Here is a 14,947-nt window from a genome sequence, read left to right on the forward strand (position 1 = left end):
CCATGCCCGTTTACCAGGAACGCCTCTGGCCAGCCCCCTGGCTGTTCATCGCGACGGCACTCGTCGTGCCCGCCGCCCTTCTCGTCTTCGCCCCCATCTCGATGATCGCCGGCATCATCACGGCCGTCGTGCTCTACGGCGCCATCGTGGTGAGCCTGTTCGTGTCGGCGCCGACGGTGGCCGTACGAGACGGGATGCTGGTGGCAGGCAAGGCGAGCATCCCGCTCTCGCTCGTGGGACCCGTCAAGGCCTACTCCGGTCACGCGGCATGGGAGCAGCGCGGCCCGCAGCTCGACGCGCGCGCCTTCCTGATGATCCGCGGCTGGGTCGACCCCATCGTGCGGGTTCCGGTGACCGACCCCGACGACCCCGCGCCCTACTGGATCGTCTCAACGCGGAACCCAAAGAAATTGGCCGCCGCGATCAACGGATCGCGACGGCCTAACGAGCCCTAAAGCTGAACGCCGTTACGCGGCGCACTCCAGGCAGACCGGTCCGAGCTTTTCTTCGTGGTCGATCTGCGAGCGGTGCTTCACGAGGAAGCAGCTCACGCAGGTGAACTCGTCGGCCTGCGGAGGCAGCACGACGACATCCAAGTCGAGGTCGGAGAGGTCAGCCCCGGGGAGTTCGAAACCACCGGGGTTGTCGGCGTCCTCAACGTCGACGACGCCGGACAGCTTGTCGGGTACTCGCTCCTTGAGTGCTTCGATCGACTCGGAGTCGTCGTCAGACTTTCGCGGTGCGTCGTAATCCGTTGCCATGCCCATCCATTCAGTTACCGCCATTCGCACTCGAACGGCGACGTTAGTGTGCCCCAATCGGGCGTGAATAGCAAACGCTTTACATGTCCCTTTCAGGTACTTCAATCAACTTGCGGCACGCGGCGCGTATTCCCGTGAATTGGGGAGTCGACATGGCATGGTTGGCGGTGAAGTAGCGAACGCGAGAGGGCTGTCCCGATGCAGGAATTGAAGGTGATCGGAGTCGAGAACGGCGCCCTCGTCGTCGCAGGCGACGACGGCGACCGCTTCCGGATCGTCATCGACGAGGTGCTGCAGTCACGACTGCGCAAAGCCAACCCGGAACCGACCGGAAATCAGAAGCTCTCGCCGCGCGAGGTGCAGGCGTATATCCGCTCCGGAATGTCTGCCGAAGACGTCGCCGCGGTCACGGGCGCCTCGCTGGACTTCATCCAGCGATTCGAGGGCCCCGTGCTCGCCGAGCGCGAGCATGTGCTCACGAGCGCCCTCAGCGTGCTCGTGCACCCCACCGCCGAGAACGAGGATCCCGATGAGGATTCCACCTTCGGTGCCGTGATGCGTTCGCGCTTGGCGTCTCTCGGTGCCAGCAACGAGCGCTGGGCGAGCTGGAAGGAACCGGCCGGCGGCTGGATCATCAAGCTCGAGTTCACGGCCGACACCATCGACCATGACGCACGCTGGTCGTTCGAACCCAAGAAGCTCGCGCTCGCGCCGCTCAACAGCGAGGCGATGACGCTCTCGCAGCAGGGCGAGATCTCGGGTTCGCTCATTCCGCGACTGCGCGCCGTCGACCCTGCCGACATCGATCACTCCCGTTTCGACAGTGGCGCCTTCACGTTCAAGGACCCGCTGCTCGAGCCGTCGGATGCGACCGAGGCACCCGCGGAACCGGTGCCCTACGGACGCTCGGGCGCGCCGAGCACGACGGCCGCCGTCAACAAGGCGGCCATCAACCGTGCAGAGGAACCGCCCAAGACGCTCAGCGAGACCGCCGACCTGCTCGAAGCCCTGCGCCGGCGCCGCGGTGAGCGTGAGGCTGCCCCGAGTGCCCCGGAGCCTCCCGTCGAGCAGCCGACCCTCATCGACGCCCCCACTGTGGCGCCGAGCTCCTCTCCCCGACGTGACTGGGCAGCCCAGAACGGCAACCAGACGGGCGGAGCTTCCCGCAAGAAGGGCCGGGCCTCGATGCCCAGCTGGGACGAGATCGTGTTCGGCGCCCGAACGGACGACGACCTGGCCTGAGCCAGCCCCGGAGCGGATGTTCCGAAGGCCGTTGTCTGTGGCCGGTGCTACTATCGAACGCATCTTCGAATGCGAGCGATGGAGGCGGCAGCATGCAGGTGGACGAGACGGTCGCCGTCTGGACGAGTGAGAGCGGCGAGCCGCGGCGCCTGGTGTGGCGCTCTCGGCGCTTCCGCGTGAACGACTCCCCCACGGCGCTCGTCGGACCGTGCGACTGGTGGCATCCGATGCAGGGTCACCGCATGAACTACGGCAGGCCGCCGCTGCAGATCTCCGGCTGGCGCTTCCAGGCCTCGACGGAGGAGGGCGAGACGCACGTCTTCGACGTGCAGCACGACGGCGCCGACGATCGCTGGAAGCTCGTGCGAGTCTTCGACTGACCGGAGGGCGGCCGCCTGGCGGCCAGGCGCAGCCCTGTTAGCCGCTCCTCCTGCCGGAGGCGGCGGAGGCCTGCCGCTTAGGCCGACTTCTCTTCGCGACGAGCCTTGTGCGGCACGATGGTGGGAGCGGCGTTGTCGAGTACCGCGGCGCGCGTGACGACCACTCGGGCGACCTCGTCGGAGGACGGCACCTCGAACATGATCGGTCCGAGCACCTCTTCCATGATCGCTCGCAGGCCACGGGCGCCCGTCTGGCGCAGAACCGCGAGGTCGGCGATGGCCTCGAGGGCCGGCCGCTCGAATTCGAGCTCGACACCGTCGAGTTCGAACATGCGCTGGTACTGCTTCACGAGCGCGTTGCGCGGCTCGGTGAGAATCTCCATGAGAGCGGTGCGGTCGAGCGGCGTCACCGTGGTGACGACGGGCAGGCGGCCGATGAATTCGGGGATCAGCCCGAACTTGTGCAGGTCTTCGGGGAGCACCTCGCTGAAGAGGTTGAGCTCGTCACCCTTGATGTGCAGGGGCGCCCCGAAGCCGATGCCCTTCTTGCCCGCACGTGTGGAGATGATGTCCTCCAGGCCCGCGAACGCGCCAGCGACGATGAACAGTACGTTCGTCGTGTCGATCTGGATGAACTCCTGGTGCGGATGCTTGCGGCCGCCCTGCGGCGGAACCGAGGCGACGGTGCCCTCGAGGATCTTGAGCAGCGCCTGCTGCACGCCCTCGCCGGAGACGTCGCGCGTGATCGAGGGGTTCTCGGCCTTGCGGGCGATCTTGTCGACCTCGTCGATGTAGATGATGCCCGTCTCGGCACGCTTGACGTCGTAGTCCGCCGCCTGGATGAGCTTGAGCAGGATGTTCTCGACGTCTTCGCCGACGTAGCCGGCCTCGGTGAGAGCCGTCGCATCCGCGACCGCGAACGGCACGTTGAGCCGCTTCGCGAGGGTCTGCGCGAGGTAGGTCTTGCCGCAGCCCGTCGGACCGATCAGCAGGATGTTCGACTTGGCGATCTCGATGTCGTCGATGGCATCGGCCGGGCCGATGGTGTTGCGCGCGCGCACGCGCTTGTAGTGGTTGTAGACGGCGACGGCGAGGGCCCGCTTCGCGGCCTCCTGGCCGATCACGTACTCCTCGAGGAAATTGAAGATCTCCTTCGGCTTCGGCAGTTCGAATTCGCCGTCGACCTCTTCGCCGGCTTCAGCGAGACGCTCTTCGATGATCTCGTTGCAGAGCTCGACGCACTCGTCGCAGATGTACACACCCGGGCCTGCGATGAGTTGCTGCACCTGCTTCTGGCTCTTTCCGCAGAAGGAGCACTTGAGCAAGTCGGCGCTTTCGCCAATGCGAGCCATCCAAAGCCTCCTTTGCCGGTGTCTCGATTCGAGCCTAGGCTATGGCGCCGACAATCGCGGGTAACGGCGCCACATTCCGCCTGCCCGGGTATTTCGCCGTGCGCGAAGAGGCACGCCACCCTCGCCGGAGTACGAGAAAAGCGGCGGACACCGGCCCGGAGGCCGGCATCCGCCGCTCGACGTGATGCTCTCTGAGGCGCCCTACTTCGCGATCGCGGTGAGGTTCTTGCGCGAGGTGAGCACCTGGTCGATCAGGCCGTACTCGAGAGCCTCTGCACCGGAGAGGATCTTGTCGCGGTCGATGTCCTTGTTCACCTGCTCGGGAGTGCGGTTGGAGTGCTTGGACAGCGTCTGCTCGAGCCAGGTACGCATGCGGAGGATCTCCTGCGCCTGGATCTCGATGTCGGAGGCCTGTCCGTGTCCCGCATCCCCGGTGGAGGGCTGGTGGATGAGAACGCGGGCGTTGGGCAGCGCCAGCCGCTTGCCGGGCGTGCCGGCGGCGGCGAGCACGGCGGCGGCCGAGGCGGCCTGGCCGAGCACGACCGTCATGATCTGCGGACGGATGTACTGCATGGTGTCGTAGATCGCCGTCATGGCCGTGAACGAGCCGCCGGGCGAGTTGATGTACATGACGATGTCGCGGTCGGGGTCCATCGACTCGAGCACGAGCAGCTGGGCCATGATGTCGTCGGCCGAGGCGTCATCCACCTGAACGCCCATGAAGATGATGCGGTCCTCGAACAGCTTCGCGTAGGGGTCCTGACGCTTGTAGCCGTAGGCGGTGCGCTCCTCGAAGCTCGGGAGGATGTAGCGGGAGTTCGGCATGTGCAGGCCGCTCGGGCTCATGGAGCTCGACGCGGTTCCACCGAAGTCTTGGATGGTCATAGTGCTTCCTTCTTGTATCTTCGGTGGCTACTGGATGTCGGTTCCGCCGCCGCCCGACACGTCGAGCGCGGAGGAACGGAGGTGGTCGACGAAGCCGTACTCGAGCGCCTCCTGGGCGTTGAACCAACGGTCGCGGTCGCCGTCATCGTTGATCTGCTCGACCGACTTGCCGGTCTGGGCCGCGGTGATCTCGGCGAGGCGCTTCTTCATGTCGAGGATGAGCTGCGCCTGCGTCTGGATGTCGCTCGAGGTTCCGCCGAAGCCGCCGTGCGGCTGGTGCAGCAGCACGCGGGCGTTGGGCGTGATGTAGCGCTTGCCCTTGGTTCCGCTCGTGAGCAGCAGCTGTCCCATCGAGGCGGCCATGCCGATGCCGACGGTGACGATGTCGTTCGGCACGAACTGCATCGTGTCGTAGATCGCCATGCCGGCCGTGATCGAACCACCGGGAGAGTTGATGTAGAGGTAGATGTCGCGCTTGGGGTCTTCAGCTGCGAGCAAGAGGATCTTGGCGCAGATCTCGTTGGCGTTGTCGTCCCGTACCTCTGAACCGAGCCAGATGATGCGGTCCCTCAGCAGGCGGTCAAAAACACTGGGAGCCAGTGTCGGTTCGGCCATTGTGTCGCTCCTTCAGTTATCGCGTATGTCGAATCTATCGGAGGCCGCTCGGCCACCCGGCCGTGTTCGCCGTGGGCAGATCAGCGGCCCTCACCGGCGAATTCGCGTGCGTAGTTCGAGACCGACCGGGTGTAGCGCCGCAGGTGCGGAGCAAGCGCGAGCAGGGCGACGGAGAGCGCCCGGCGCTCCTGTCCGTCGTCGGCGAGGGCGAGCGCCAGGAAGGCGGCCACCTCGTCGCGGTAGGGGGCATCGGGATGCTCGTCGAGTTCCTGCTCGATCAGGGCGAGCGCCTGTGCGCTGTCACCGAGGTTGCGGATGCTGCTCGCCATCTGGATGACGGCCTGCGGCCGATGCTCGTCGTCGAGCCCGAGCTCGAGCGCGTGGCGGTAAAGCGGGACGGCCTCATCGGGCCGGCCGGCGGAGTCGCGTGCACCCGCCCGCTCGAACTCGGCCCGCGCATCCTGTGCGCCTCTCTCGGCGGCGAGAGCGTCGATGCGTGCGATGACCTCGTCATCGACCATCGATCCGGCCGCTTGCTCCCAGACCGCGGCGATGCGGTCGTCCCAGCTCTCGTCCACTGCAGGTACTCCTTCATCGTCTGCCGGCGCAGGCAGCGGCGGGATGCGAAAGGGCCGGATGCGAATCGCATCCGGCCCTCAGGCGGTGTTACTCGGCGTCAGCCTTGCTGGCTGCCTTCTTCTTGGGAGCGGCCTTGCGCTTCGGCTTCTCGGCGGCCTCTTCGTCGGCGATCCCTTCGGCAGGCTCAGGGCGGCGGTCGTCGGCGACCTGTGCGGCCTCGACGATCTCCTCGGCCTCGGCGACCGTCTCGGCCTCAGCCTCGGCCTCGTTCTCGTCGTCTTCGACGGCGATGAAGTCGGAGAGGTCGACCGGGTTGCCGTTGGTGTCCTTGACGACGGCCTTGCCGAGCACGACGGCGAGCGCCTTGTTGCGGGCGACCTCGCCGACCATGGCAGGGATCTGACCCTGCTGGCCGAGCGCCTGCACGAACTCGTTGGGGTCCATGCCGTACTGGGCCGCACCCTGCACGAGGTACTGCGAGAGCTCGTCCTGGCTCACCTTGACCTCTTCGGCTTCGGCGATGGCGTCGAGCAGGATCTGCGTACGGAACGTCTTCTCGCTCGACTCGGCGACCTCTGCGCGGTGCTCGTCGTCTTCGAGACGGTTCTCGGACTCGAGGTGACGGTGCACCTCGTCTTCGATGAGCGCAGCGGGAACGGGAACCTCGACCAGCTGGGTGAGCTTCTCGACCAGCAGGTCGCGCGCCTGGTTGCCCTGGCCGAACGCCTTCTGGCGGGTGACCTGCTCGGAGAGGCTGGCCTTGAGCTCGTCGAGCGTGTCGAACTCGCTCGCGATCTGTGCGAAGTCGTCGTCGGCCTCGGGAAGCTCGCGCTCCTTGACGGCGGTGACGGTCACGGTGATCTCTGCGGTCTCACCCTCGTGGTCGCCGCCGAGCAGCTTGGACGCGAAGGTCGTGGTCTCGTCGGCGGTCAGCGACTCGAGCGCCTCGTCGATGCCCTCGAGCAGCTCCCCCGAGCCCAGCTCGTAGGAGATGCCGTTGGCGGTGTCGACCTCTTCGCCGTTGATGGTGGCGACGAGGTCGAGCGTCACGAAGTCGCCCGTGGTAGCGGGGCGGTCGACCGTGATGAGGGTGCCGAAACGGCTGCGCAGACGGTCGAGCTCCTCGTCGACGTCACCCTCGGCGATCTCGGCGGCGTCCACCGTGATCTCGATGCCGTTGTAGTCGGGAAGGGTGATCTCGGGACGCACGTCGACCTCGACGGCGACGACGAGGTCGCCGGAGTAGTCCTTGTCGCTCGGCCACTGCACGATGTCAGCCTCGGGACGACCGAGCGTACGCAGCTCGTTCTCCTCGACGGCGGCACGGAAGAACCCGTCCAGGCCCTCGTTGACCGCGTGCTCGAGCACGGCGCCCTTGCCGACGCGCTGCTCGATGATGGGCGGCGGAACCTTGCCCTTGCGGAATCCCGGAACGTTGATCTGCTCGGCGATGTGGCTGTACGCGTGGGTGATGCTGGGCTTGAGCTCCTCAGGCGTCACCGTGATGGTGAGCTTGGCGCGCGTCGGGCTCAGCTTCTCAACCGAAGTGGTCGGCATGGGGAAGATCTCCTGATAGATGAAGGTGTGTGTCGAATGCGGCGGCTGGTCGGGGCGACAGGATTCGAACCTGCGACCTCCCGCTCCCAAAGCGGGCGCTCTAGCCAAGCTGAGCTACGCCCCGAGTCGCCTACTCAACTCGTAGTCACCCCATGAGCGCACGCCGAAGCACGCAATCTGCGGGGAACCCCGGAAAGTCTACTGCACACCGGGTGCGCCGACGGTTGGCGCGAGCGCCCGAGCGCGTGCCAGCGGGTCAGGGTGGGCTTTCGGTGGAGAGTCAGTGAGCTGGTGTCTCGGCGATGAAGTGCTCCGGGGAGCGCTCCATCATCGACGCAGGACAGGAGGGGGCTCGGGCACCGCATTCCCCGGCCGGGTCTTCACGCTTCCTCGCCGCCGTCTCAGTCGGTCTGCCATGCGGGTGGGCGACTGGGCTGCACGGCGCCACCGTCGGCTCGGGTCGATCCACGGCGGAGCCAGAACATAGGGAACCCCATGCCGCATCTCGATGTACCAGCCGCCCTGCTCGATCATGCGATGGTGATACCAGCAGAGCAGAACGCCGTTGTCGGTGTGCGTCGGGCCGTGGTCTGCCGCGGTCTGCACATGGTGGATCTCGCACCATGAGATCGGGATACCGCAACCGGGAATGATGCAGCCGCCGTCACGGAGGCCGATCGCTCGACGCTGCTGGGCGGTGAAGCATCGATCGGGCGATCCGAGCTCGATGATGCGCCCGGCTTCGTCGAACCGCACGCGCTGCGTTCCGCCGGCGCAGGCGAACTGGGTGAGCGACTCGAAGCTGATGGGCACCGCCATGCCGTCGATCCAGCCGGCGCCTTCGCCGTCCCGCAAATCCTCGTCCGTGCAGGAGACCAGCACGGTCGGCGCTGCGCCTCCGACGGAGGGTGCGTCGGCCGCGCGCGCGGCAGCATCCACCATGGCCGCGAAGGCATCGTGCCTGGCCTGATCACGGGACCGGTCGTCGTCGTACGGCGACGGCTCAGCTGCGTTCTCATCCGGCTCGGCGGTCTCGTCATCCGAAGGCCGAAAACCACTGCGCGGTGCCAGGTAGGCGTCGAGAAGGCGCTTGAACTTCGCGTGCACTTCGGGCATGAGCGCGTAGCGACCGACGAACAGGCCTTCCCGGAGGGTGCCAGCCTCGAAGCCTCGCTTCTTCATGGAGGCGGTCTCGGCCGGCTGGAGACCATCGGCGTCGAGGATCTGGCGCCAGATCTCGGCTTGCAGCCGGATGTCGTCGGCATGGCCCGGCACGTCGGGTGCGCTTCCATCAATGGAGACTCCGAGCGCGGCGGCGACGAGCTCCCGCTCCGCTGCCGCAACCCCCTCGGCGTCGCCGCACGTGACCGCTCCGAGCGTGCGCGCGATGGCAGCCGCCGCATCCGTTCCGATCAGGCCCTGCTCGAGTGCGCCGGACACGGCCGGGAAGAGCGGAGGCGCCATGGTTCCCGTGAGACTCGAGCGGCGCCGAGTGGCGAGCCCCAGAGTGCTGAGCCGCTTCATGGATGCTCCGGATTGCCGAGTGATGCGCTGCAGCAGTTCGACGTGGCTGCTGCAGGAGCGGCGCGCTGCGAGGCCATCCGTGCCGAGGGACCGGCGAGAGCGATGGGCGACCTCGCCTGCGGCGATCACACGGAGGCTGTCGACGAGCCGACCGAGCGTCTCGATGGACGCGACCCCCATGAGAAGTTCGTCGTCCCGGCTCGCAGAAGTCGCGCCGGGTGCCGCTTCCAGGAGCGCGGACAGCACCGGCATCACCTCGGCGAGCGCGCTCTCGACCATCTCGTCGAGTCGCTGCGCGGAATCGGTCATGACTCCATACTCGTCGCACCCACCGACATTGCACCGTTCGGATGCCCCGATCAGCGCTGGTTTCTGTGGATAACTCGCTGCGTGCAATCCCTGTGGAGGAGTAGGCTCGAACTCACAGCAAAGCGCTCAGTGACGGGCCGCCCCAGTTGCGGGTGACCGGCGTCATCCTCGATCTGTACTACGATGTTTCGAGTGCCCGCGAGGGCCAGGGGATGTAGCTCGCTGGTGGCTCAGGCGTCCAGACTGCGGTGCGTGCCGCTGGATCCATGGAAGTACGGCGATCCCCGACAACTGAATACAGAAATCCGGCAAAACCCGTCCGCCCGTCAGGGAAGGACTCGAGGAGCCGGAGATTCGGGGCTGTAGCTTAGTGGTAAAGCCTCTGTCTTCCAAACAGATGATGCGAGTTCGATTCTCGTCAGCCCCTCCGAAAAACCCGCCCTCGGGCTTGCGTTGGAAACTGCTGCATCAGCTGGTCGAGAGCTCCCCGAGCAGGCGCGTCACGCGTTCCCTGATGTCGTCGCGCACGCGGCGGACGGTCTCGATGTCCTTGCCGGCGGGGTCCTCGAGTTCCCAATCCTCGTAGCGCTTGCCCGGGAAGATCGGGCAGGCATCGCCGCAGCCCATCGTGATGACCGCATCCGCTGCACGCACGTCATCGGTCTGCAGCAGTTGCGGCACGGCCGCGCTGATGTCGATGTCCTCCTCGCGCATGGCCTCGACCGCGACGGGGTTGATGGCGCTGCCCGGCTCGGAGCCACCGGAGAGAACGGTGACCCGCCCATCCGAGAGGGCACGGGCATAGCCTGCGGCCATCTGCGAGCGACCCGCGTTGTGCACGCAGACGAAGAGGATGGTCGGTTGCGTCATTCGGTGGCTCCGTTCACGGTGCTGCGTCGTTCGATGAGGATGGTGTCACGCCACGCGCCCGCGCATGGGCCGCGGGTCATCAACGCTATCCGCTCACGACGCCCCACCACCCGGAATCCGGCTCCTGCGTGCAGCCGGAGGCTCGCCGTGTTCTCGGGGAAGATCGAGGACTGGATCATCCAGTAGCCGGCCTCGTCGGCGGACCGGATCAGGGCATCCAGAAGGAACTTGCCGATACCTGCGCCACGATGGGCGCTGGCGACGTACAGGGAATGCTCGATCACCCCGCGATAGACCGATCGGCCGGAGACGGGGCTGGCGGCCGCCCAGCCGACGACCCGGTCCATGCTCACCGCCACCAAACGCGGGCTCGGCACGCGGCGCGCCTCGAACTCGTCCCATTCCTCCGGCGGCGCGGTCTCGAAAGTGGCATGCCCGGTGGCGATCCCCTCCGCGTAGATCGTGCGAACGCCTGGCCAGTCCCCGGCCGACATCGGACGGATTTGCACCATCAGCAGCCCACTCCGGCGGTGGTCTGGCAGCACGATGATGCCGTGGAGGATGACGTCGAGCAGACGCCGGTCGCCGGAAGGGTGAGCGCCACGCGGGAGGCTGCGCCGTCATCTCCGGCGAGATGCGCGACGATCGAGCGAACCTGCTCGTATCCCGTGGCGAGGAGGAAGGTGGGTGCGCGCCCGTAGCTCTTCATGCCGGCGAGGTAGAAGTCCGGCTCGAAATGCCGCAACTCGGCGAAACCGTGCGGTGGGACGGTGCCGCAGCTGTGGAGATTGGGGTCGATCAGCGGAGCTAGGCGGCGCGGCGCCTCCACGACCTCATCGAGGTCCAGGCGCACCTCACGCAGCATCGCCAGGTCGGGGCGGAACCCTGTGGCGTTCACGACGACATCCGCGGTGACCTTCTGCAACTCCCCGGCGCGGCTGCCCGTCACGGCGACCCTGCCACCGGCGCGGTCGAGGCGCACGATCTCGAAACGGTCCACGAGATGGATGCTGCCGGCGGCAACGAACTCGTCGACGCGGCGGCCGATGGATGCCCGCTCGGCCAGTTCATCGTCGGCGGAGGAACCGATCCGGGCGGCCCTCTCGTTCCGGATGATCCACGTGACCGTTGTTGCAGGCGCCCTCTCGGCGAGGCGAACGAGATCGAGCAGCGTGTTGGCGGCGGAATGGCCCGCGCCCACGACGACGACGCTGCGGCCGGCGAACCGAGCGCGGTCGCGACCGAGCACGTCGGGCAATGCCGGCGAGACGAGGTCTGCCACCTCGGCCAGTCCGAGTGGATCCAGTCCAGAGGAGCCCAACGAGTTGGGCTGCCGATAGGTGCCGGAGGCATCGATCACGGCGCGAGCCGTTGCATCCGTCACCGATCCGACGTCATCGCGGAGCCGGAGCAGGAACGGGGTGCCCGCCCGATTCGCCGTGCGCGTGCGATCCGCTCCCACTCGGCTGACTTTGAGAACCTCCACGCCGGTGTGCAGGCCATCGGCGATCTCCGGCAGCGCGGCGAGCGGCGCAAGGTAGGACTCGATCAGTTCCGCGCCCGTCGGTGGCCGCGTGTCGGGCGGCCGCACCCACCCATCGGCTTCGAGCAGGCGCGCGGAGGGCGGGTCGACGAGGTGCCGCCACGGCGAGAACATGCGCACGTGCCCCCAGCGCCGCATCGAATCGGCGACGGAACGACCCGCCTCGTAGACGACGAAGGGGATGCCCCGCTCGCTGAGGTTGGCTGCGGCCGCGAGCCCGATGGGTCCCGCGCCGATCACGACGACGGGAAGGGCATCGAGGCGCCGGTCGCGGGCTGCCGGTGGCAGCAGGTCCAAGAGGGTCATCGCAGCTCTCCAGACATTGACGAATGTCGATGCATTGACTGTGGAGCATCCATCGAAGTTTGTCAATATTGCACTACGGTGGTCGCATGAGCGGTTTGAGAGAGCTTCCCCTGCTGCAGCCCGATGGCTGCTGCACGCCGCTGACAGCAGAGACGATCTCAGCCGAGAACGCGGAGAACACAGCGTTGCTCTTCAAGGCCCTCGCCGATCCGACACGCCTGCGCCTGCTCTCCATCGTTGCCGCCTCGGAGGGCGAAGAGGCCTGCGTCTGCGACCTGACCGATCCCATCGGACTCAGCCAGCCCACCATCTCGCACCATCTCAAGATCCTGATGGATGCCGGCTTCCTCACTCGTTCCAAGCGCGGCACGTGGGCGTACTACGCGCTGGTGCCTGGTTCGCTCGACCGACTCTCCCGCGTTCTGGTGGGGGGCGGGCAGTAGGGCGGGCGGAGTCGGCTGCACGCCGTCAACCTCTGGCACGGATGCCGTGCGACGCACAGGATGGAAGCGACCCCAGAGGAGACACGATGTCCACCGATATCGCACCCGCACCGAGAACCGCTCGCGCGCCCGCGTCGAGCGATGAGGAGCGGAGGGCTGCGCTCGCCGGAATGAAACGCCTCGCCGGCGGACTGCTCGTGCTCGCCGCCGTGGTGTTCGCGATCGCATTCGCGCTGCAGGATGCCTACCCTTGGCTGCAGTACGTGCGCGCGGCATCCGAGGGTGCCATGGTGGGAGCGCTCGCCGACTGGTTCGCCGTCACCGCGCTGTTCCGGCATCCGCTCGGCCTGCCGATTCCGCACACGGCGATCATCCCGACGCGCAAGGACGAGATCGGTGCGAGCCTCGGCGAGTTCGTCGAGGAGAACTTCCTCTCGGAGGAGGTCGTGCGCGACCGGCTCGACGCCTTCGGGCTCGCGGGAAAGCTCGGCGCCTGGCTGGCAGTGCCGGCGCACGCTCGACGACTGACCGCCGAGGTCTCGGTTGCCGCGCTGGGCGTGCTCACCCTCACGAGCGACGACGACGTGCGCGACCTCATCGAACGACTCGCCCGGCGGCACCTCTTCGAACCCGACTGGGCGCCCACGATCGGCCGCGTGGGTTCCCGCATGGTCGAGGCCGGCCAGCACCAGTCGGCTCTCGACATCGTGCTCGAGACGGCGGAGAACTGGCTCGTGCAGCATCCCGAGGCGCTCTCACGAACGGTCTCGAGCCGGCTGCCGTCGTGGCTGCCCGGGTTCGTCGACAAGTTCGTCGATGACCGCGCCCACCGCGAGGCGCTCGGACTGCTGCGGGCGGTGCAGGAGGACCCCGACCACCAGGTGCGACAGGCCCTCGACCGCTACCTCATCGAACTCACCCGCGACCTGCAGGGCGATGAGGCGATGTCGGCCCGCATCGAGGCGATCAAGACCGAACTGCTCGAAAGCCCCCGGCTGCGCGAGTTCGCGACCGAGGTCTGGGAGTCGCTCAAGTCGAGCCTGTCCGAATCGCTCGCCGACCCCGAGAGCGAGCTGCGCACCGGCCTGGAGGCGGCGGTCATCGACGTCGGCACCCGCCTGGCCACCGACCCGACGCTCGCCGAGAAGGTGAACGTGTGGGCAGCGGATGCCGCAGCCTACGTCGTCCAGAACTACCGAGGCGACATCGCCGCCGTGATCACCGACACTGTGGAGCGATGGGATCCCGCGGAGACGACGGAGAAGATCGAGCTGCGGGTTGGTCGCGACCTGCAGTACATCCGCATCAACGGAACCGTGGTGGGGGCCATCGCCGGCGTCGCGATCTACGCGGTGGCGGCCGGCATCCACGCACTGTTCTGAGCGGCTCAACTCCGAGCGGCTCGACGACCGATACGACCAAGGGAGGGCAGCGCGTGGGCATCCACATCGGCACGTCGGGTTGGAGCTACCCGCACTGGGAGAACGTGCTCTACTCCCCCGGCCTGCCCCCGAGCGAGCGCCTGGGTGTGTACACGGCGCATTTCGGCACCGCAGAGCTGAATGCCAGCTACTACCGCTGGCCCGGCGAGGGGAGCTTTCGCAGCTGGAATCGGCGACTGCCGCCGGGATTCCAGCTGTCGGTGAAGGCGCCCCGCGGCCTCACCCATGCCAAACGCCTCTACGGCCCTGAAGGCTGGATCGAACGGATGGCCTCAGGCTGGCACGCTCTGCGCGATCGGCGCGGCGTGATGCTCGTGCAGCTGCCGCCGACGATGCAGCGCGACGACGAGCGGCTGCGGTACTTCCTGGCCGCGCTGCCCGATTGGATGCGGGTGGCGGTGGAGTTCCGGCATCCGAGCTGGCACGTCGACGCCGTCTTCGAGCTGCTCGAACGCCATGGCGCCGCGTACTGCGTCATGAGCGGTGCCGGACTCGTGTGCGCGCTGCGGGCGACCAGCCCCACCGTGTACCTGCGCCTGCACGGTCCGAGCCACGATCACCTCTACGGGGGTTCCTACTCGGACGATGACCTGGCGTGGTGGGCGCAGCGCATCCGTGAGTGGGAGCACGGCGGCCACGACGTGTACGCGTACTTCAACAACGACGGAGACGGGAACGCCGTGCGCAACGCCTGGACGCTGAGAGGGATGCTCGGCGGCTGAGCGCCGCCCTGTTCGCCGCCTGATCGGAGCAGACGCGGCCGACGTGCTCAGCGAGCCGGATGATCCTTGCGCTTCACGCTGTTGTCGGCTGCCCGCACGTCGGACTCCCCCTGGGGCTCGTCCATGAGCATCAGGCCGTTCGTGCTGCTGGCCGACATGACCATCTCTTCCAGCCAGTTCTTGTTGAGCAGTGGCTGCTTGCTGCCGCTGAACCGGAAGAACAGGGGAATGCCGCCGTCGATCCACGCCGCGCTGCGTCCGTCGCCCACCGACGGGTGGTCGCGCCAGGTGAACAGGAACGCCTCGCCACGGCGGAGCTTCGCGTTGATCACTGCCTGGAGATGTGCCAGCACCCGATCGTCGAACTCGATCTCGATGCCGGAGGTGCCATAGATCAATGAACCCATTTCGCGCCCG

Annotated in this window: 17 protein-coding genes and 2 tRNA genes; 7 read left to right on the forward strand and 12 right to left on the reverse strand. The window is 67.2% G+C overall.

What is annotated here, in order from left to right; translation table 11 throughout:
* Positions 1-2: 2 nt before the first annotated feature.
* Positions 3-455: a DUF3093 domain-containing protein gene (locus tag WDJ51_RS14625; RefSeq protein WP_337853205.1), complete on the forward strand. Its 453-nt coding sequence runs from the start codon at positions 3-5 to the stop codon at positions 453-455.
* Between the two features lie 12 nt (positions 456-467).
* On the opposite strand, the gene WDJ51_RS14630 is transcribed toward WDJ51_RS14625, so the two are convergent.
* Complete coding sequence (locus tag WDJ51_RS14630) at positions 468-761, reverse strand: DUF4193 domain-containing protein (protein WP_337853206.1); 294 nt, start codon at positions 759-761, stop codon at positions 468-470.
* A gap of 198 nt (positions 762-959) precedes the next feature.
* Here WDJ51_RS14630 and sepH point away from each other — a divergent pair, with 198 nt between their 5' ends.
* Both sepH and WDJ51_RS14640 read left to right on the forward strand, forming a co-directional pair.
* Positions 960-2,003, forward strand: coding sequence for a septation protein SepH (sepH, locus tag WDJ51_RS14635; protein WP_337853207.1), 1,044 nt, complete (start codon positions 960-962; stop codon positions 2,001-2,003).
* A gap of 92 nt (positions 2,004-2,095) precedes the next feature.
* Complete coding sequence (locus WDJ51_RS14640) at positions 2,096-2,383, forward strand: DUF6504 family protein (RefSeq protein WP_337853208.1); 288 nt, start codon at positions 2,096-2,098, stop codon at positions 2,381-2,383.
* 77 nt (positions 2,384-2,460) lie between these two features.
* Here the strand turns inward: WDJ51_RS14640 and clpX are convergent, their stop codons facing one another.
* The 7 genes from clpX to WDJ51_RS14675 all read right to left on the reverse strand — a co-directional run bounded on the left by clpX (position 2,461) and on the right by WDJ51_RS14675 (position 9,204).
* Positions 2,461-3,735, reverse strand: a complete 1,275-nt coding sequence (gene clpX / locus WDJ51_RS14645; protein WP_337853209.1) for an ATP-dependent Clp protease ATP-binding subunit ClpX — start codon at positions 3,733-3,735, stop codon at positions 2,461-2,463.
* Positions 3,736-3,936: 201 nt separating this feature from the next.
* Positions 3,937-4,581 carry an ATP-dependent Clp protease proteolytic subunit gene (locus WDJ51_RS14650; protein ID WP_337853348.1) on the reverse strand — a complete coding sequence of 215 codons (645 nt, stop codon included), beginning with the start codon at positions 4,579-4,581 and terminating at the stop codon, positions 3,937-3,939.
* 66 nt (positions 4,582-4,647) lie between these two features.
* Positions 4,648-5,235, reverse strand: a complete 588-nt coding sequence (locus WDJ51_RS14655; protein ID WP_337853210.1) for an ATP-dependent Clp protease proteolytic subunit — start codon at positions 5,233-5,235, stop codon at positions 4,648-4,650.
* An 80-nt stretch (positions 5,236-5,315) separates the two neighbouring features.
* Positions 5,316-5,813, reverse strand: a complete 498-nt coding sequence (locus WDJ51_RS14660) for a tetratricopeptide repeat protein (protein WP_337853211.1) — start codon at positions 5,811-5,813, stop codon at positions 5,316-5,318.
* An 88-nt stretch (positions 5,814-5,901) separates the two neighbouring features.
* Entirely contained in the window at positions 5,902-7,371 is a 1,470-nt protein-coding gene (tig, locus tag WDJ51_RS14665; RefSeq protein WP_337853212.1) for a trigger factor, read from the reverse strand.
* A gap of 46 nt (positions 7,372-7,417) precedes the next feature.
* Positions 7,418-7,495, reverse strand: a tRNA-Pro gene (locus tag WDJ51_RS14670).
* A gap of 203 nt (positions 7,496-7,698) precedes the next feature.
* Positions 7,699-9,204 carry an HNH endonuclease signature motif containing protein gene (locus WDJ51_RS14675; RefSeq protein ID WP_337853213.1) on the reverse strand — a complete coding sequence of 502 codons (1,506 nt, stop codon included), beginning with the start codon at positions 9,202-9,204 and terminating at the stop codon, positions 7,699-7,701.
* A gap of 356 nt (positions 9,205-9,560) precedes the next feature.
* Here WDJ51_RS14675 and WDJ51_RS14680 point away from each other — a divergent pair.
* Positions 9,561-9,631, forward strand: a tRNA-Gly gene (locus WDJ51_RS14680).
* Between the two features lie 41 nt (positions 9,632-9,672).
* On the opposite strand, the gene WDJ51_RS14685 is transcribed toward WDJ51_RS14680, so the two are convergent.
* Genes WDJ51_RS14685 through WDJ51_RS14695 form a run of 3 tightly spaced genes read right to left on the reverse strand, consistent with a single transcriptional unit; the run spans position 9,673 to position 11,923 of the window.
* A complete protein-coding gene (locus WDJ51_RS14685; RefSeq protein ID WP_337853214.1) occupies positions 9,673-10,074 on the reverse strand; it encodes an arsenate reductase ArsC in 402 nt (133 codons plus the stop codon).
* Positions 10,071-10,586: a GNAT family N-acetyltransferase gene (locus WDJ51_RS14690; protein WP_337853349.1), complete on the reverse strand. Its 516-nt coding sequence runs from the start codon at positions 10,584-10,586 to the stop codon at positions 10,071-10,073. Before WDJ51_RS14690 ends, WDJ51_RS14685 begins: the two co-directional genes overlap by 4 nt.
* Complete coding sequence (locus tag WDJ51_RS14695) at positions 10,586-11,923, reverse strand: NAD(P)-binding domain-containing protein (protein WP_337853215.1); 1,338 nt, start codon at positions 11,921-11,923, stop codon at positions 10,586-10,588. Before WDJ51_RS14695 ends, WDJ51_RS14690 begins: the two co-directional genes overlap by 1 nt.
* A gap of 86 nt (positions 11,924-12,009) precedes the next feature.
* On the opposite strand from WDJ51_RS14695, the gene WDJ51_RS14700 reads away from it, so the two are divergent.
* The 3 genes from WDJ51_RS14700 to WDJ51_RS14710 all read left to right on the forward strand — a co-directional run bounded on the left by WDJ51_RS14700 (position 12,010) and on the right by WDJ51_RS14710 (position 14,530).
* Positions 12,010-12,366 (forward strand): ArsR/SmtB family transcription factor, encoded by a 357-nt coding sequence (locus WDJ51_RS14700; RefSeq protein WP_337853216.1) that lies wholly within the window; start codon positions 12,010-12,012, stop codon positions 12,364-12,366.
* Between the two features lie 86 nt (positions 12,367-12,452).
* Complete coding sequence (locus tag WDJ51_RS14705) at positions 12,453-13,748, forward strand: DUF445 domain-containing protein (RefSeq protein WP_337853217.1); 1,296 nt, start codon at positions 12,453-12,455, stop codon at positions 13,746-13,748.
* A 53-nt stretch (positions 13,749-13,801) separates the two neighbouring features.
* On the forward strand, positions 13,802-14,530 hold the full coding sequence (locus WDJ51_RS14710; protein WP_337853218.1) for a DUF72 domain-containing protein: 729 nt from the start codon (positions 13,802-13,804) through the stop codon (positions 14,528-14,530).
* 47 nt (positions 14,531-14,577) lie between these two features.
* Here the strand turns inward: WDJ51_RS14710 and WDJ51_RS14715 are convergent, their stop codons facing one another.
* Positions 14,578-14,937 (reverse strand): DUF7882 family protein, encoded by a 360-nt coding sequence (locus tag WDJ51_RS14715; RefSeq protein ID WP_337853219.1) that lies wholly within the window; start codon positions 14,935-14,937, stop codon positions 14,578-14,580.
* Between the last annotated feature and the right edge of the window lie 10 nt (positions 14,938-14,947).

Source organism: Rathayibacter sp. YIM 133350 (genome assembly GCF_037404875.1).
Taxonomy (GTDB): domain Bacteria; phylum Actinomycetota; class Actinomycetes; order Actinomycetales; family Microbacteriaceae; genus Orlajensenia.